Raw genomic sequence first — 17179 nt, 5'->3', positions numbered from 1 at the left:
CACATCAGCGTCCGCTGCCGCGTGTCGTCACGTATACCGTCGTGTAGTGGTGGTCTTTGGTGGTGCTGTTCCAGCGCCAGTGGGCGACTTCATCCGGTTGCAGGTCGAAGACGGTCTTGTGCTGGTACTTGTCTTCCTCATCCACAGCGGCGACCCTCCTTTCTGCTTTTTCGCAGTTGCGGTAATACTGGTCCATCGGCGCACCCTCGGGATTGACCGGGTCGAACGACGTCCAGCATGGAGTATTGCCGCTTCCTTGTGACGTGGGGTACATGGTGATGACGGCTGTTCCCGTTGCCACAACGAGTGCCAGCATGGCGAACAGCAGGTGTTTCCGGCGGGTATGGCGGCGAATTTCGGCATGGTGGTCGGTTTCGGCGGCGATGCTGGCGTTGACGAACGCCTGCTCCCGCGGGCTGAGTGTGGCGGGATTGCCGACGGCCAATTGCCGGACGCGTTCCAGCCGATTCCCCCGGTAGAGCTCTCCGGGATCCCGGTTGAGGGCTTCCCAGTCCTCGGCGGCCTCGGTGAGGTGGCGACGCAGATGCAGGTTTTCCCGGTTCGTGGTCAGCCAGTCGCGCAGGCGTGACCAGCAGCGGATCAGTGCTTCGTGGGTGATCTGGATGCTGTCGCCGTCGAGTGTGATCAGTCGCGCCGCGGCAAATCGTTCGAGCACATTTCGGATACGCGGATCGGCGGGGAGTTCGTCCCGGCTGATGCGTCGCTTGGTGTCTTCGCCGTCGCCGGGATCGTCGGCGAGGGCGACGAGCCGCATCAGGAGGTCTTTGACCAGGTCTCGTTCGTCGTCGGTGAGAGCCTGGTAGACGGTCTCGGCGGTGTGTGCCAATGCGTGCTGGATACCGCCTGCTGCCTGGTATCCGGCGAGGGTGAGCGTGTTGCCGCGACGGCGTCGCCAGGTTGCCAGCAGCGCGTGCGAGAGCAGGGGCAGCACGCAGGCTTCACCGGCCGAGTCGGCCACGAGCGTGACCAGCAGGGATGTTTCGACGGTATGACCTAGGCGTACCGCAGGCTCGGTGATGGCTCGGCGCAGTTGGTCCGTGGTCATCGGGCCGACCAGTATCTGCCCGTCCTGCAGCGCGCCGGCCAGCTCCGGGTAGGGGGCGCATTGGCTGTAGAAGTCCGTCCGGATGCCGATGACGACCCGGGACCGGCTGGTCGGTGCATGGGTGGCGGTGATCAGCGCGTTGATGAACAGCTCTCGTTCCCGGGGGTCGCGGCAGAGCGTGAAGATCTCCTCGAATTGGTCGATGACGAGGAGGAGGTCGGTGGCGCGGCGGTCGGCCAGCGCCTGGCGTACCCGAAGGTGCAGGTTGGCCGCGTCGGCACGGAGTTCGGCGAGGAGCGAGGCTGCGGGCCGGCCGGTCAGGCCGGAGAGCTGAACGGCGCATTCCTCGATCGGACGGGGGCCCGGGGTCATCACGATGACCGGCGGTTCGGCGGCGCTGCGGCGTAGCTGTGCGATGAGTCCGGCCCGCAGCAGTGAGGATTTACCGACGCCCGAGGCGCCGAACACGCCGAGGAAGCGCCGATCCGCCACCTTGTCCAGCAGTTGCTGGGTGAGTGTTTCCCGGCCGAAGAACCGCTCGGCGTCCTCGGGTTGGAAGGCCGCCAGTCCGACGTAGGGAGGAGGTGTGTCATCGGTCGGTGCGTGATCGGGTGCCGATCGGGCGGCGAGTTCGCCGGCGAGCGCGTGCCAGCGCCGTTCCCATTCCTCGGTTTCGCCGTCGCATGCGCGCACGTACGCCAGTGTGACCTGCAGTGAGGGAAGGCGACGCCCGCTCGCCGCGTCGGAGAGAGTTCCGGCGGAGTAGTGCGCTCGGCGTCCCAGTTCCCGGTACGGAGGGCTGCCCGCTTTCACTCGCAGGGTGCGCAGGTCGGCCGCGAAGCGGGTTAACGCGTCATCGCCAGGGTCCAGTGGTCGTTCGCGCCGAGGCACAGCTCTCCCCCTTCCGTGCCGGCGTCCGCCCCCTGCGGTCGCCGTGCGACACGGTGTTACGCATGCCGTCGTTCGATTGTTCGGTGGTCGACGCCGAACAATCCAACTGTCCTATACCTCAGGGTGTGAGGCGACCGGTTCCAGGCATCCGCCACAGGACGGGAGAAGGAGTGGGGATCATGCACGTGAAACCGTTACGGCGGGGAGTCGTCGCCGGCTTGATCGGCGCGATGACGCTCGTGGTGCCAGCGGGAGGAACCGGCGGGGCGATGGCCTCGCCGGGCCTGCCGAAGACCGATACCGGCAAGTTGAAGATCGAGGAGGACTTCGCCGACCCAGGGGTGGTCAGGGGAGAGGATGGGCTGTGGTACGCGTTCTCGTCACAGACGGACCTGCCCGAACCCGCCGCGACCCGCGTTCCCGTGGCCAGGTCGGTGACCACGAACCCTGCCGGTGAGTGGCAGCCCCTGCACGATGACTCCGGCGCTCGGTCGGATGCGCTGCCCGATGCCGGGGCGTGGACCGCACCGGTGGGTCAGGCGGGCGCGGCCCCGCAGGTGTGGGCGCCGGATGTCTCCACCCGCCCCGCCGGCGGGTATCTGATGCTGTATTCCGCGCTGCCCAGAACCGGAGCCGGAGAGGGACACTGCGTGGGCATGGCCACCGCCGACCACGTCGGCCCGGACATTCACTTCGATGCCGCGCCGACCGAACTGTTCTGCGGTCCGAACGGCCCCGACGGCCAACGCCGAGGCGTGATCGACCCTGCCGTCTTCGTGGACACCGACGGCTCCCGCTACATCGTGTACAAGGTCGAGGCCGTCCGAAGCGACAACCCGGACCAGCGGGTGCCGAGTGAGATCTACCTCCGCAAGTTCGTCGACCTCGGACGGCAGGGACTGCAATGGGACGGGGAACCAACCAAGATCCTGGAGGCCGATCCATCCTTCAACGACCCCGAGAACGGCCAACTGGAGGCACCATTCCTGGTACACCACGGCACGAACTACGTGTTGTTCTACTCCGCCGGCTGGTACAACAACCCCGGCTATTACACCGGCTATGCCACAAGCAAGAGCCTCACCGGCGGATATCAGAAGTCGGGCACCAAACTGCTGGACTCCGACGTGAACCTGAGCACCGGCCCGGCTCACCCGGGGCAAGGCACACCCAAGAACTCGGCACCGAGTGGCGCCGAGCAACCTCGCGACGGTTGTGTACCAGGGAGTGCCGACCAGTTGTCCGGGCCGGGCGGGGCCACCGTGTTCAGCCAGGGAGAGGACGACTTCATCGCCTATCACGGTATCTGGACCTGTGACGGTGGCGATCTCAGGACGAGGGCCCTGTACGTGGACCGGCTTACCTGGACCACGGACGACACGCCCTACATCGACGCCGACTGAAGCATCGGGCGAAGAGCGCGTGTTACTCGGACAGTACCTCACGGGCCGCGAGGAGATCGAGGGGCGCGGGACTCCAGGACGTCGATCTCGAACGGCGCGAGCACGCCCGCTCGAAGGATCTTGCGGTTCCACACACCGTGCCGAAGACGGCGGACTCGCGGAACGCATGCGACGCAATCACCGCAGCGTTACAGGGCCCGACTCCCTTGGCCTTGGCCGCACCCGCACCCACACCCGCACCCCGGCAGGCCGTGACGCCTGCAGGCTGGTCCGGCAACCGTGGCCAGATCATGGCGTAACCGGTGGGCCCCCGCAGGGTGTTGGGGTGTCCATGTCGAAGAACTCCCAGCCAGCGACTCGGACTGCCGTCGAGGCTCGGACGGGCTTGTCCACCAGAGCCGCCTGCCGCTGACCACACTGCATCCTTGGACATGGTCGCCGACCTGATCCGTGGCTACCTGAAGGAGATCGGCTCACGGCGGCGGAAACTGCCGCCCGGGAAGATCGCTCTGGTCGTCCTCACCGCGCTCCGCCATGACCTGCGCCTTGCCGACATGGGCGGCACCTACGAGGTCTCCGCCTCGACCGTGCGCCGTTGGCTGTTGGAGGGTGTCCGTCTGCAAGCCGCCCGCGTCAGGCGACGCAGTCGGCCCGGGAGGGGCGGCGGGTGCGCGGGCACGGCGGGCGCGGGCGGGCGCGGGGTACGGCGAGCACGGCAGGCGCGGCGGGGCGGGCAAGCACGGCGGCGCGGGGGCAAGCACGGCGGCGCAGGCAAGTATGGCGGGGCGGGGGCAAGCACGGTGGGCGGGGCAGGCTCAGTGGGCGCGGGCGGGCGTGGCGAACACGGGCAGGCGCAGCCGGCGGGGACAGGCACGGCGGGCGCGGCGAGCGCGGGCAGGCACGGCAGGCGCGGCGGGCACGGCAGGCGCGGGCGAGCGTGGCAGGCACGGCAGGCGCGGGCGGGCGTGGCGAACGCGGGCAGGCGCAGCGGGCGGGGACAGGCACTGCGGGCGTGGCAGGCACGTCGGGCACGGGCAGGCGCGGCGAACACGGGCAGGCGCAGCCGGCGGGGACAGGCACGGCGGGCGCGGCGAGCGCGGGCAGGCACGGCAGGCGCGGCGGGCGCGGGCAGGAGCAGCCGGCGCGGCAGGCACGGCAGGCGCGGGCGGGCGCGGCGAACGCGGGCAGGCGCAGCGGGCGGGGACAGGCACTGCGGGCGTGGCAGGCACGTCGGGCACGGGCAGGCGCGGCGAGCGCGGGCAGGCACGGCAGGCGCGGCGGGCGCGGGCAGGAGCAGCCGGCGCGGCAGGCACGGCAGGCACGGTGGGCGCGGCAGGCGCGGCAGGCGCGGAAAATTCTTCGGTCGTCGCCTGCAACCTCGGGCGGGGTCGGACGTCTGTCGGGATGGAGGCCTCCACTTCGACCAGATGTCCGACCCCGAACGACCGAAGGAACCCATGTCCGCACACCGTGCATCCCACCCCAGCCGTGCCCGAAGGCTCCGTGCCGCCCTGGGGGTCTCCGCCGTGGGCGCGGCCCTGGCGGTCGCCGGCACCATGACCGCCCAGGCGGCCCAGAGCGGCAGCCACGCGACCCCGTCCCCCGTGCCGTCGCCGGTCCACACCGCAACCCCGACCCCAGTGCCCTCCCCGGTCCACACCGCAACCCCGTCCCCCGTCCCCTCCCCGGTCCACACCGGAACCCCGACTCCGGTGCCGTCACCGGTCCGCACGGCGACACCTCAGCCCGTACCGGCCACTCCGGCGCCGCTCCCGGCCCCGACGTGCGCCGCCCCGAGCCCCGTACCGTCGTCCCCCGCACACGCCGCCCCGAGCCCCGTGCCGGCGCCGGTGCGGCCCGGGCACCTCGCGCACCACGGCCCCGCCACCCCGGCGCCGGTTCCGCAGCACCACTGAGCAGCACCATCGAGGCAGGGGCCGGAAGCGGGCCGTCGTTCGGCGGCGCCCCGCTCCCGGCTCCGGGAGACCCATGACGACAGCGACACCACCGGCGGCGGTTCTGCCCCGGGACCGGGCGGCCGGCAGCCCACGGCGCCCCACACCCTGGCGGCGCATCACACGTGCGCTGCGGACCCGCGCCCGCGCCCGCGTTCTCGTCCTCGCCCGCACGCACACACCCTCCGATCCGGCAGCTCCCGGTACGGGCTCCGACTCCGCCCCGCTCTCCCTCTCCGGAGCCGAACATCCGCCCGGGATCGAGGAGTTGTACCACCACCGCCGGCTCTCCCTGGTCCGGCTGGCGGTGCTGCTGGTGGACGATGTGCCGACGGCCGAGGACGTCGTACAGGACGCCTTCACCGCGCTGTTCCGTCGGCACGGTCACCGGCTCGCCTCGCTCGACGACCCGGAGGCGTATCTGCGGACCAGCGTGGTCAACGCGGCCCGCTCGGTGCTGCGCCGGCGCCGGACCGTACGGGCGCACACCCCCGCAGCCGAGGGGCACGCGCCCGCCCCGGAGGAGGACGTGCTGCTGCATGAGGACCACCGGGAGGTGCTGGCGGCCCTGCGCACGCTGACCCGGCGGCAGCGGGAGGTGCTGGTGCTGCGCTACTGGTCGCATCTGAGCGAGGCCGAGATCGCCGAGACGCTCGGCCTGTCGCGGGGTGCCGTCAAGTCCACGGCCAGCCGGGCCCTGGACGCGCTCGGCCGACGCCTGGAGGGGTTGCGATGAGCGGAGGCGGTACGGGAGTCGACCGGACGCTGGTCGAGGAGCGGCTGCGGGCCTCGCTGGACGCGCGGGCGCGCTCCGTCGGTGCGGCCGACCTGCGGCCCCTGCGCCCGCCGACGGATGCGGTGCGGCCCCGCCGGGTGGCGTTGCGCCGGGCCGTGGTGGGCGTGCTGGCACTCGCCGCCGTGGCCGCGCTGGTGTTCTTCGCCGTACGCGGCGGCCCGTCCCGCCCGGCTGAGCCGGCTCGGCCCCCGCACCCGACGATCAGCACACCGTCCCCGGTACCGACCACGGAGAGCCCGTCCACGGCGGAGCCCTCCCCGAGCGCGCCGCAACCCTGAGTCCGGCCTCGTCGGGCAGAAGGCCCGAACTATGCCCCCGGGTACGCGAGTTCGCTCTCGTGGTGCTCGACGTCCGTGCCGTACACGGACACTCCGGGGGCCCGGGGCGGGTAACCGGCCGCGATGAGCATGTACGGGCCGCCGTCCACGTCGGAGAAGGCGTACGCCCCGTCGTCGCGATGGTGGTTGTGGCGACGACGTTGCCCGCAGCGTCCAGCAGGGTCACCCGGGAGTCTCCGAGCGATCCGCCCCCCACCACGCACGGAGCCGCGCACCTGGGCGCCGGGCCGCAGTTCGGCCTCGACGCGGGTGACACCGATGCCGGCGACCAGGGTCTGCATCAGCGAGACCACGATCCCACCGCCGAAGGCCGGCACCGCGACAACCAGGTTCGTACGCGCCGCGTCGACCCCCGGCCTCGGCGGGCCGAGGATGCGCATGAGACATGGTCGGGCCTCCACCGGTGACACGGTCGGCACACCCTCCGAATATAAGTCAGTTGATTGACTTGCCCAAGGGAAATGCGGGTTCCCGTGCTCACCGGTCCGGCTTCCGCACCGCTAAGTTGGGCGGTATGAGCAACCTTGACCGCGCGCCCGTGCCCAGCGTCTGCGGCGGCCGCGGATTCGTCGTCGCCGAGCCCGTCCGCGAACTGCTGAGCCCACGTCATGTGAAGCTGGGCGAGTCGACCGAGGTGCGCCGGCTGCTGCCCAACCTCGGCCGCCGCATGATCGGCGCGTGGGCCTTCGTCGACCACTACGGCCCCGACGACATCGCCGACGAGCCCGGCATGCAGGTCCCGCCGCATCCGCACATCGGCCTGCAGACGGTCAGCTGGCTGCACGAGGGCGAGGTGCTGCACCGGGACTCGACGGGCAGCCTGCAGACCATCCGGCCCCGGCAGCTGGGCCTGATGACCTCGGGTCGCGCGATCAGCCACTCCGAGGAGAGCCCGCGCCCGCACGCCCGCTTCCTGCACGGCGCCCAGCTGTGGGTCGCGCTGCCGGACAAACACCGCCACACCGAGCCGAAGTTCGAATACCACCCGGACCTGCCCACAGTCACCGCGCCGGGCCTCACCGCCACCGTCATCCTCGGCGACCTCGACGGATCCGCTTCGCCCGGTACGACATACACCCCGATCGTCGGCGCCGACCTCGCCCTCACCCGGGGCACCGACGTACGGCTGCCGCTGCAGCCCGACTTCGAGTACGGCGTGCTGGCCATGTCCGGCGAGGTCCACGTGGACGGCGTACCGGTGCTCCCCGGCTCGATGCTCTACCTCGGCTGCGGCCGCTCCGAACTCCCGCTGCGCGCCGGGTCGGACGCCGGGATCATGCTGCTCGGCGGCGAGCCGTTCGCGGAGGAGCTGATCATGTGGTGGAATTTCGTGGCCCGCACGCAAGAAGAGATCGAACAGGCCCGTGAGGAGTGGATGAGCGGGTCGAAATTCGGCGAGGTGAAGGGGTACGACGGGAATCCGTTGCCTGCGCCGCAGCTGCCGCCGGTGCCGCTGAAACCACGGGGTCGGATGCGCTGAGCTGCCATTTTCCGTGCCACGAGGCGCCTGGCGAGACGAAGAGAATGCCACTCCCATTGCTGACTTCAGTGACGTACAGTCAGCATGCCAGGAGGAGGCACCACTCGCCCCCGCCGACCCATCCCCCACGATCTCCTCAGACTTGCCGCGTGACCCCACTGCGGAGCCGCCTGGAGCCTGCTGAGCCCCGGTGCGGCCGGCACCATCTCCATCCGGTACAAGACCGGCTCCAGCCCCTACTGGTGCGGCATCCAGGCGATCGGACACCGGAATCCGGTGGCCGCGCTCGAAGTCCGCACCGCGGATGGCCGGCAGCAACTGCCGCGTACCAACTACGACTACTTCCTCTCCGCCGACGGCAGCGGGTGCAGCGGCGCGATCAGAATCACGGACATCTACGGTGAACGGCTGACCATCACCGGGATCGCGCCGCGGCCGAACGTCGTGCATCCGACCGGGGTCCAGTTCTCACGGCACCGATCGCACCGTCGTCACGTAGCCGAGCAGCTCGACTGGTCGCTTGCCGCAGGCACGGCGACCAGTCGCGAGGCACTGCCGGAAACCCGCGAGTTCGGCCGCACACCGACCGCGCGGGGGCCGTCAGACGTCGCGAAGGTCCGCGAACTTCTCGAAGAAGAACTCGTGTTTCAGGAACGACACGTCGTACTCGTGCCCCGGATACGGCGGGATCAGCTGGGACGCCTGGATCAGGCGCCAGCCGTCGCACAGGGCGGCCACGCCCGTCGCGTAGGGAGGCTCGTCGCTGTCGCCCGTGGTAGGGCATGTGCGGCCGGTACCGTCGTAGAGTGCCCAGCCGATGACGTCGGAGTCCAGTGCGGACGTGCCCAGGTACAGCACCAGAAGTTGCTGGCGGACGGTCGAGGAGGCCGGGGCGGGGGCGGGGTTGATCGCGGTCATGCGGGCACCTTCTGCGGTCGGTTCGAGACGCGGGTGACCCAGTGGTCCAGGTCGAAGTCCGCGTCGCCGGTCAGCGCCCGCCACAACAGGACGCGGTTGTACAGCTCCAGACGGCCGGTCGCCCCCTCGTACCAGGGGAAGACGGTGTTCAGTTCCGACGCCACGCCCGGGTCCGCCAGGTCCGAGGTGTCCCACAGCCGGTGCTGCCGTACTGTCGGGTTGAAGCGGATCTTGAGCATGTAACGTGGGGTGTCGCTGGCGTTGCGCCGCCCACCGTGCCAGAGGCCGTGGTGCAGAAACACCACGGTGCCCGCCGGACAGACCAGTCGGTGCTGGCCGCGCAGGTTCTGGTACCGGCCGGTGTCGCTCTCGTTCGTACGCCGCAGATGACTGCCGGGCACGCTCAGCGTGCCGCCCATCTCCAGCGTCACATCCTGCGGGTAGTACATGAGCTGCACGTCGAACGCGTCGGTCCGTGCGTCGATGATCGCGTCCGCGTGCAGCGGCTGCGCCCGGCCCTCGTGCGGCTCCCGGACGTGTACGAAGTGGTGGTCGACGTTCGGATCGGGGCCGACGAGACTGTGCAACGCGCCCGCCACCTCCGGCAGATCGATGAGCCGGCGCAGGAAGGACCCCTCGGGATACGCCTCGGTGACCGGCGTGCCGTACGGCACCGGGGGGATTCCGGCGCCGAACACCTCCATGGCCTCGGCGTTCAACTGCGAAGGCACCACGGCGTCCAGGCGCAGCGACCCATGGGCGACGAAGTGCGCCATCCGCACCGAGCTGAGCAGATGCTCGCTGGTTGTCGTCATGTGCACCACGCTAGGGAAGGCATGGCGTCCGGCGCGTGGGTCCGGCTCACCACCACTGGTAGGTTTTCACCATGCTTGAGGCCGTGGTGTGCCTGGACGAGCCGCCGGTCGTGGCGAACGTCGGCGTCGGCGTCCACGGCCCGGCCGGGCACACCGACGTCTTCCGCCTGCCCGACCTGTGGCAGTTGCACCTGTACCGGTACGAGGCCGACCTCACCGTCGACGGCACGCCCCATGTCATCCGACCCGGCCGGGTCAGCCTCATACCGCCCGCCACGACCGTCCGGTACCGCTACCGGGGCCGCTCCGAGCACCTGTACGCCCACCTGCGCATGTCCTCCGGCGGCGCGCTCCGCACGGTGCCCGTCGTGCAGGACGCGGGCCCGGAGCTGCCCATGCTGTCCGCCCTGATGCTCCAGGCCGTCGCGGCCTGGCCGAGCGCCCCGCTCCGGGCCGCCGCCGAGGTCTGGGCCGCCCTGTGGCGCGTCGGCCACCTCACCCCGCCGGCCCCGCAGGGCCCCCGGGACGGCCCGCACCAGGCCGTCACCGCCGCGATCTCGTACATCGAGTCCCGGCTGACCGACCCCCTCACCGTCCCGGAGGTGGCCCGCGCCGCCGGGATCTCCCACAACCACCTCACCCGGCTCTTCCGCGCGGCCACCGGCGAGACCGTCGTCGCCTACATCCGTCAGCGCCGCCTGGCACGCGCCCGTCACCTGCTGCGCGAATCCACCCTCTCCATCTCCGCGATCGCCGCCGCGGTGGGAATCCCCGACCTCCAGGCCTTCAACAAGGCCTGCCGCCGGGAGCTGGGAGCGTCGCCCCGAGCCGTTCGCGAGACAGCGAGGTCCGCCCGCGGGCGATCATCTGAGCGGCCCGTAGGGTGAACTGACCAGATCTGTCGAAGCGCATCGCCGCGCCCCGCCCCCATCCATCCCACAGCCGTGAAGCGCTTCGTCCATGAGCAGGTTCCATGGTCGGACGGTCGCGCTGGCCGCGGCCCTGCTGCTAGCAGCCGCCGTCTACGAACCGCCTGCCGCGGAGTCGCCGGAGTCGGTGTGACGACCCGACCGGCCTGAGGGCCATCTCGCCCGATGGACCCGAGCAGGAATGCCATTCCGGCATGAGTCACCTGCCTGACGCCAAAGGGCGAGAGGCTTCGGGTCAGGACCGCCCACCGCTTCGGCGACCACCCACTTCCGGTGAATCAAGTGACGGGCATTGACGTCTACGGCGCGGTTCCTATCATCCTGGAGAGTCCGAAGTTCCGAGCGTGGTTCGATATACCGAACTACTGGTTCCCCGTGGAGAAGTAGTAAGCCGGATCCGACAGAAGACGGAGCGATGTGATGCCCAAACCCCCGTTATGGTCCGCCGTGGTCGCGACGGTTCTCGCCCTGGTCATGGCCAGCGGCGGCACAGCCCTGCGCACCGGCGCCCACGGCATACAGGACGCCTCCCTCGCGGCGAGCAGGGCCACGGCCTCGGCCGCCGGGTGCGGCAAGGCCCCCACGCTGACGAGCGGCACCCATACACTCCGGATCAACGACAAGAGCCGCAGCTACATCCTGAAGGTGCCGGACAACTACGACCAGGACCACGCCTATCGGCTGGTGTTCGGCTTCCACTGGCTGGGCGGCACCGCCATCGATGTGGCCACGGGACGCACCGTCGAGAACGGGACCTGGGCCTACTACGGCCTCCAGCGGCTGGCGAACAACACCGCGATCTTCGTCGCCCCGCAGGGACTCGACAACGGCTGGGCCAACACCGGCGGCGAGGACCTGACCTTCGTCGACACCATGGTCGGTCAGATCGAGGGCGCGCTCTGCGTGGACACCTCGCGGGTCTTCTCGGTGGGCTTCAGCTACGGAGCCGCCATGTCCTACGCGCTCGCATGTGCCCGGGCAACCGTCTTCCGTGCGGTCGCGGTCCAGTCGGGCGGGCAGCTCAGCGGCTGCGACGGCGGCACCCGCCCCATGGCCTACCTCGGCATACACGGCATCCGGGACAACGTCCTCGGCGTCTTTGGCGGACGTGCCCTGCGCGACAGGTTCGTCAGGAACAACGGCTGCACTCCCCAGAACCCGCCCGAGCCCGCACAGGGCAGCCTGACGCACCGCATCACCACCTACTCGGGATGCTCCACCGGACACCCGGTCGAGTGGGCCGCCTTCGACGAGGGCCACATCCCCGCGCCACAGGACGGAGCCGGCGGCGACAGCGGCTCCCGGACCTGGGTACCGGCCGAGATCTGGAAGTTCTTCACGCAGTTCTGAATCCGGCACAGCGTCGGCACGTGAGACACCCCCCACAATCGAAGGAGCTCACTCATGACCGTCCGCCCGCGGATACGGCCCCTGCACCGTGCATTGCTCGCCACCGGAGCGGCCGCCGTGCTCAGCGTCGGCGTGCTCACCGGCACCGCACCCGCCGCCCCGGCGACATCCGCCGCCCCGGCCGCCGCCTCGCTGCCGTGCGACCTCTACGCCGCCGGCGGCACCCCGTGCGTGGCGGCGCACAGCACGACGCGCGCGCTGTACGGCTCCTACAACGGCCCCCTGTACCAGGTCCGCCGCGCCTCCGACAACGCCACCCGCGACATCGGCGTGCTCAGCCGCGGCGGATACGCCAACGCCGCCGCCCAGGACTCCTTCTGCGCCGGCACGACCTGCCTCATCACCGTCATCTACGACCAGTCCGGCCACGGCAACCGCCTCACCCAGGCACCCCCCGGCGGGTTCTCCGGCCCGGCCGCGGGCGGGTACGACAACCTCGCCAACGCCACCGCCGCACCGACCACAGTCGGCGGCCACAAGGCCTACGGCGTCTACGTCGCGCCGGGTACCGGCTACCGCAACAACAACACCAACGGTGTCGCCAAGGGCGACCAGCCCGAGGGCATGTACGCCGTACTCGACGGCACCCACTACAACGGCGGCTGCTGCTTCGACTACGGCAATGCCGAGACCAACAGCCGGGACAACGGCAACGGCACCATGGAAGCCATCTACTTCGGGAACATCAAGGTCTGGGGCTACGGATCGGGCAACGGTCCCTGGATCATGGCCGACCTCGAAAACGGCCTGTTCTCCGGGGTGAACCAGCACTACAACGCGAACGATCCCTCCATCAGCCACCGCTATCTGACCGCTGTCGTCAAGGGTGAGCCCAACCACTGGGCCATCCGCGGCGGCAACGCCCAGTCCGGCGGCCTGTCGACCTTCTACAGCGGAACCCGCCCCAATGTCGCGGGCTACAACCCGATGAAGAAGGAAGGCGCCATCATCCTCGGCATCGGCGGCGACAACAGCCACGGCTCAGCCGGAACCTTCTACGAAGGCGTCATGACCTCCGGCTACCCCTCGGACGCCACCGAGGGCGCTGTACAGGCCGGCATCGCGGCCGCCGGCTACGGAAAGTAGGATCACCCTTCGTAACGGAACTCGGTGGTCGCGGGCCCCGAGGCGTTGGTGTGCAGGGTGCCGTCGGGGCCACCCGTCCGCAGCCGCCACGGGTGTGGGCTGTCGGTCGTGACGCTGAGGCGGTCGCCCTCGCGGCGGACCTCGAAGCGGGCCGTCTCGCCGGGGCCGTTGGTGGACGGGATCACGACCGTGCGGCGAGCGCCGTCCGCGAAGGCGTGCACCCTCAGCTCGACATCGTCCGCCCAGGCAGGGACCGGGCGCTGGTCGTCGGCGTCGAAGGGGATGACGGAGTCGGGGCGAGCCAGCAACGGCAGGGTGTGGAAGCCGTGCTGCTCGCGCACCCAGCGGAGGCAGTAGGCCGTCGTTCCTGAGCAGCACCACCGACTCGGTCGCGGCGCGCACGGCCAGGGCGCGGTGCTCGGGGCAGTCGATCATCTCCGGTCCGATGCCGGCGTACGGATCGAGATCGGGGTCGAACTCACCCAGCGGGAAGCGGAGTTGCAGCTGGCGGCGCACCGCCCGGTTCACGTCCTCCTCCTCGATCAGTCCACGCCCCAGCGCCTCGCGCAGCCGGCCGATCACGGTCGCGCTGTCCTCGCGGTGGTCGGTGAAGCTGGCGATGCCGGCTTTCAGCGCGGCGGCGTGGGAGGAGGCGTGGTCCTCGAAGTAGTGCTCCTGCTCCACCAGGTCGCAGGGCGCTTCCTCGTCGCTGACCACGAACAGTTCATGGCCCGTCTGCCCTGCCCAGCGCCGCAGTTCGTCCTCGATGAGCGGACTGACGTGGCAGGGGCGGCCGTTGACCAGGTTGTAGGCGGCCATCGCTCCGGTGGCCGCGCCGGAGGCGACGATCGGGCGGAAGGCGGCCAGGTCGTACTCGTGCAGCACGCGGGGGCGCAGGCCGGAGGAGGCGACACAGCGGTCGTTCTCGTTGTTGTGGGCGAGCAAGTGCTTGAGCACCGGGGCGGCGCGCAGGAAGTCGGGGTGGTCGCCGGCCAGGCCCCGGCAGTACGCGGTGCCGAGGCGCGCGGTGTGCAACGGATCCTCGGGGTAGCCCTCTTCGCCCCGCCCCCATCGCGGATTGCGCAGCAGGTTCACCACGGGCGACCAGATCTGCAGGCCGTTGGTGCCGGATCCCGTCGCGGTCGGCCGGTGCCGGTGAAAGGCGCGCCTCGACCGAGACCTCTTCGCCGACGGTGCGCACCAGATCCTCGTCCCATGTGGCTCCCAGCCCCACAGCCCGGGGAAAGACGGTCGCCACCCCCAGCCAGGCCACGCCGTGCAACGCCTCGGTCCCGGTGCGGAACGAGGCGATGCCCAGGCGTGGGACGGCCGGGACGTACTGGTGCAGCATGGCGAGCCGCTCATCCAGGGTGAGCCGGTCCAGCAGGTCGTCGACACGCTTCCCGAGCGGAAGCGCGGGATCGCGGAACGGCGGCCTGGCGGTGGCGGAAAGAGAGGGAGAACCCACGAGGCACACCCCTCAACAAGCGGGAGTGGATGTCAGACTGAAGACAGAATGTCGAAGCGCATCGACGCTTCCTTCGTCATGACGGACTGTCAATGGACCTGCGAAGAGAACCTCTTTCTAGGTCCGCACTCTTGTTTCGCACGAAACATGTCCGTTAACTTCGCGAGTCAAGTGAAGCGCTTCGATACCCAGGGAAGGAGCCGCCACCATGCCACAGGCGTTGAACCGCAGAAGCTTCGTCGCTGTCCGCCCACGGGGGTGGCGGACAGCGACACACGCGTACGAACACGGAGGCGGGTCTGATGGTGGCGCGGCCGGCCTGCCCGAAGGGCATCACGGACGTGCCCCCCCCCGCGGCGGCACCGGCGTGCGCACCGGCGCCGTCAAGGGCTGAACCGGTACCGCGCCGAAGGCACATCCTCAGACCGGGAGCGGTCCCGCTGGCCCCTCCCCACCGCGTGACAGGGACCGCTCCCCCACCACGGCCGCGACAGCCACCGGCCTCCGCCTCCTGGCGCTGGTGCCGGCCACCCGTGAGTGCACACCACACCCGACTCCCGTACCGGAGGAACAGCCATGACCGCCCGCAGCATCACCGGCCGCCTGGGAGGGCTCGCCTTCGGCGGGGACTACAACCCGGAGCAGTGGGACGAGCCCGTCTGGAAGGAGGACGACGCGCTCATGCGCCGGGCTGGGGTCAACCTGGTCACCGTGGGCGTCTTCTCCTGGGCCCTGCTCGAACCGGAGGAGGGCCGCTACGACTTCGCCTGGCTCGACGCCCGCCTGGAGCGCCTGCACACGAACGGCGTGGCCGTCGACCTCGCCACACCGACGGCCTCCCCGCCTCCCTGGTTCACCCTCGCCCACCCCGACGCCCTGCCGGTCGCACCCGACGGCACCCGCCTCACCCACGGCAGCCGCGACACCTACTGCCTGGCCGCACCCGCCTACCGGAACGCGGCTCGCAAAATCGCCTCGGCCCTCGCCGAACGGTACGGCGACCACCCGGCCCTCGCTCTGTGGCACGTGCACAACGAGTACGCCACCCTCTGCCACTGCGAGCACGCGGCGGCGGCCTTCCGGGGGTGGCTGCGCGCCCGCCACGGCTCACTGGACGTCCTCAACGAGACCTGGGGAACGGCCTTCTGGAGCCAGCGCTACACGTCATGGGAACAGGTGCTGCCGCCACGCGCGACACAGTGGCACAAGAACCCGGGCCAGATCCTGGACTTCCGCCGTTTCTGGTCCGACGAGACCGTCGCCGCCTACCGCGAGCAGCGCGACGCGATCCGCGCGCACAGCGACCGGCCGGTGACGACCAACCTGATGCTGCCCGCCTACCAGAACGTGGACCTGTGGGCCCTGGCCCGCGAACTCGACGTGGTCACCTCCGATCACTACCCGGGGTCGCCTGGTCTGGACGCCGCCGCCGACGCCGCCTTCCATGCCGACCGCGTCCGCTCCCTGGGCGGCGGTGGCCCCTGGCTGCTGATGGAACAGGGCACCAACACCGTCTACGACAGCGACCGGGTGCTGGGCAAGGAGCCCGGGGAGATCCTGCGCCACACCCTCGGCCACATCGCGCGCGGTTCGGAGGGCGCCCTCTTCTTCCAGTGGCGGCAGTCCCGGGCCGGTGCCGAGACATGGCACTCGGCGATGGTCCCGCACGCGGGCCCCGACAGCCGTATCTTCCGCGAGGTCACACAGGTCGGGCAGGCGGTCTCCCGGCTCGGCGAGCTGGCGGGTTCGACGGTCGACGCGTCCGTGGCCGTCCTGCACGACGCGGACGCCTGGTGGGCCCTGAGCGTCGACGGCCTACCCTCCGCCGACCTCGGTTACCACGGGGAGCTGAGCCGGGCACACCGGGCGTTGTGGGACACCGGAGTGACGGTCGACTTCGCCCATCCCGAACACGAGTTGAGCCGCTACGCGCTCGTCGTCGCGCCGGCCCTGTTCCTCCTGTCCGACGCGGGCGCCGAGAACCTGCGCCGCTACGTCGCCGACGGCGGGACGCTCCTCGTCCAGCACGCGAACGGATGCGTCGACGACCGCATGCACGCCCGGCTCGGCGGCTATCCCGCCGGGCCGTTGCGCGAGGCCCTGGGCATCCGTGTCGAGGAGCACCGCCCGCTGCGGACGGATGAGCGGATCGCCCTGTCGGACGGCTCGTACGGATCGGTATGGAGCGAGTCCCTGCGCACCGAGGGCGCCGAGACGCTCGCCGCCTACACCCACGGCATGCTCGCCGGCGGCCCGGCACTGACCCGGCACCGCTTCGGAACCGGACAGGGCTGGTACGTCTCCACCCGCCTCGACGACGCCGACCATGGCGCGTTGGTCGGCCGACTCCTGCAAGAGGCCGGTGCCGAGCCGGAGTCGCCGGGGCTGCCGGACGGTGTCGAAGCCGTCACCCGGCACGCGTCCGACGGCCGTCGCTGGCAGTTCCTGCTCAACCACCGCGCGGACACCGTGCCGCTGCCGGATCCCGCTCACGACCTGCTCACCGGCGCCACGGCCCACGAGCTGCCCCCCGGTGGTTGCGCGGTGCTGCGCAGGACCTGACTCCGAGAGGCCACCATGACCGAGGAACAGCACACGATCCGCTGGGGTCACGACGCCCTTCG

12 protein-coding genes and 3 pseudogenes are annotated in these 17179 nt (G+C 70.6%); 9 read left to right on the top strand and 6 right to left on the bottom strand.

Features of this window, described 5'->3' with window-relative positions:
- Positions 1 to 4 precede the first annotated feature (4 nt).
- Positions 5 to 1759 carry an ATP-binding protein gene (locus tag AV521_RS01825; RefSeq protein WP_076082468.1) on the bottom strand — a complete coding sequence of 585 codons (1755 nt, stop codon included), beginning with the start codon at positions 1757 to 1759 and terminating at the stop codon, positions 5 to 7.
- Between the two features lie 260 nt (positions 1760 to 2019).
- On the opposite strand from AV521_RS01825, the gene AV521_RS01820 reads away from it, so the two are divergent.
- The 3 genes from AV521_RS01820 (at position 2020) to AV521_RS01805 (ending at position 6389) form a co-directional block, all read left to right on the top strand.
- The gene (locus AV521_RS01820) at positions 2020 to 3360 is read left to right on the top strand and encodes a glycoside hydrolase family 43 protein (RefSeq protein WP_079249069.1); all 1341 of its coding nucleotides are present in this window, start codon (positions 2020 to 2022) and stop codon (positions 3358 to 3360) included.
- Positions 3361 to 5349: 1989 nt separating this feature from the next.
- Positions 5350 to 6051 (top strand): RNA polymerase sigma factor, encoded by a 702-nt coding sequence (locus AV521_RS01810; RefSeq protein WP_076082462.1) that lies wholly within the window; start codon positions 5350 to 5352, stop codon positions 6049 to 6051.
- The gene (locus tag AV521_RS01805) at positions 6048 to 6389 is read left to right on the top strand and encodes a hypothetical protein (protein WP_076082461.1); all 342 of its coding nucleotides are present in this window, start codon (positions 6048 to 6050) and stop codon (positions 6387 to 6389) included. The genes AV521_RS01810 and AV521_RS01805 overlap by 4 nt, the downstream gene beginning before the upstream one ends.
- Before the next feature lie 29 nt (positions 6390 to 6418).
- On the opposite strand, the gene AV521_RS01800 is transcribed toward AV521_RS01805, so the two are convergent.
- Positions 6419 to 6850 (bottom strand): hypothetical protein, encoded by a 432-nt coding sequence (locus tag AV521_RS01800; protein WP_143658563.1) that lies wholly within the window; start codon positions 6848 to 6850, stop codon positions 6419 to 6421.
- A 113-nt stretch (positions 6851 to 6963) separates the two neighbouring features.
- Here AV521_RS01800 and AV521_RS01795 point away from each other — a divergent pair, with 113 nt between their 5' ends.
- Together AV521_RS01795 and AV521_RS50350 are read left to right on the top strand one after the other, a co-directional pair.
- Complete coding sequence (locus tag AV521_RS01795) at positions 6964 to 7929, top strand: pirin family protein (RefSeq protein WP_076082458.1); 966 nt, start codon at positions 6964 to 6966, stop codon at positions 7927 to 7929.
- 171 nt (positions 7930 to 8100) lie between these two features.
- Positions 8101 to 8406: pseudogene (locus tag AV521_RS50350) on the top strand (hypothetical protein); the annotation flags it as partial.
- Between the two features lie 123 nt (positions 8407 to 8529).
- On the opposite strand, the gene AV521_RS01785 reads toward AV521_RS50350, so the two are convergent.
- Entirely contained in the window at positions 8530 to 8847 is a 318-nt protein-coding gene (locus AV521_RS01785) for a hypothetical protein (protein ID WP_076082457.1), read from the bottom strand.
- Positions 8844 to 9662 (bottom strand): phytanoyl-CoA dioxygenase family protein, encoded by an 819-nt coding sequence (locus AV521_RS01780; RefSeq protein ID WP_179022772.1) that lies wholly within the window; start codon positions 9660 to 9662, stop codon positions 8844 to 8846. The genes AV521_RS01785 and AV521_RS01780 overlap by 4 nt, the downstream gene beginning before the upstream one ends.
- A gap of 71 nt (positions 9663 to 9733) precedes the next feature.
- Here AV521_RS01780 and AV521_RS01775 point away from each other — a divergent pair, with 71 nt between their 5' ends.
- The 3 genes and pseudogenes from AV521_RS01775 to AV521_RS01765 form a co-directional block, all read left to right on the top strand.
- Positions 9734 to 10549: an AraC family transcriptional regulator gene (locus AV521_RS01775; RefSeq protein WP_076082456.1), complete on the top strand. Its 816-nt coding sequence runs from the start codon at positions 9734 to 9736 to the stop codon at positions 10547 to 10549.
- Between the two features lie 462 nt (positions 10550 to 11011).
- Complete coding sequence (locus tag AV521_RS01770) at positions 11012 to 11941, top strand: PHB depolymerase family esterase (RefSeq protein WP_107480781.1); 930 nt, start codon at positions 11012 to 11014, stop codon at positions 11939 to 11941.
- A 54-nt stretch (positions 11942 to 11995) separates the two neighbouring features.
- Positions 11996 to 13078, top strand: a pseudogene (locus tag AV521_RS01765) (arabinofuranosidase catalytic domain-containing protein); the annotation flags it as partial.
- Positions 13079 to 13089: 11 nt separating this feature from the next.
- Here the strand turns inward: AV521_RS01765 and AV521_RS50345 are convergent.
- Both AV521_RS50345 and AV521_RS01755 read right to left on the bottom strand, forming a co-directional pair.
- Positions 13090 to 13428 (bottom strand): hypothetical protein, encoded by a 339-nt coding sequence (locus AV521_RS50345; protein ID WP_256725428.1) that lies wholly within the window; start codon positions 13426 to 13428, stop codon positions 13090 to 13092.
- Positions 13415 to 14555: pseudogene (locus tag AV521_RS01755) on the bottom strand (glycoside hydrolase family 3 protein); the annotation flags it as partial. The gene AV521_RS50345 and the pseudogene AV521_RS01755, both read right to left, overlap by 14 nt.
- A 576-nt stretch (positions 14556 to 15131) precedes the next feature.
- Here AV521_RS01755 and AV521_RS01750 point away from each other — a divergent pair.
- Positions 15132 to 17117, top strand: coding sequence for a beta-galactosidase (locus tag AV521_RS01750; protein WP_076082455.1), 1986 nt, complete (start codon positions 15132 to 15134; stop codon positions 17115 to 17117).
- The last annotated feature ends 62 nt before the right edge of the window (positions 17118 to 17179 follow it).

The organism is Streptomyces sp. IMTB 2501 (genome assembly GCF_001953885.1).
Lineage (GTDB): Bacteria > Actinomycetota > Actinomycetes > Streptomycetales > Streptomycetaceae > Streptomyces.
This window is presented reverse-complemented; position numbering and strand designations above follow the sequence as displayed.

Bases quoted from the DNA above. Each gene is read 5' to 3' on its own strand.
- AV521_RS01820 (WP_079249069.1), top strand. From the start codon at position 2,020: ATGCCGTCGTTCGATTGTTCGGTGGTCGACGCCGAACAATCCAACTGT.
- AV521_RS01810 (WP_076082462.1), top strand. From the start codon at position 5,350: ATGACGACAGCGACACCACCGGCGGCGGTTCTGCCCCGGGACCGGGCG.
- AV521_RS01805 (WP_076082461.1), top strand. From the start codon at position 6,048: ATGAGCGGAGGCGGTACGGGAGTCGACCGGACGCTGGTCGAGGAGCGG.
- AV521_RS01795 (WP_076082458.1), top strand. From the start codon at position 6,964: ATGAGCAACCTTGACCGCGCGCCCGTGCCCAGCGTCTGCGGCGGCCGC.
- AV521_RS01785 (WP_076082457.1), bottom strand. From the start codon at position 8,847: ATGACCGCGATCAACCCCGCCCCCGCCCCGGCCTCCTCGACCGTCCGC.
- AV521_RS01780 (WP_179022772.1), bottom strand. From the start codon at position 9,662: ATGACGACAACCAGCGAGCATCTGCTCAGCTCGGTGCGGATGGCGCAC.
- AV521_RS01775 (WP_076082456.1), top strand. From the start codon at position 9,734: ATGCTTGAGGCCGTGGTGTGCCTGGACGAGCCGCCGGTCGTGGCGAAC.
- AV521_RS01770 (WP_107480781.1), top strand. From the start codon at position 11,012: ATGCCCAAACCCCCGTTATGGTCCGCCGTGGTCGCGACGGTTCTCGCC.
- AV521_RS01750 (WP_076082455.1), top strand. From the start codon at position 15,132: ATGACCGCCCGCAGCATCACCGGCCGCCTGGGAGGGCTCGCCTTCGGC.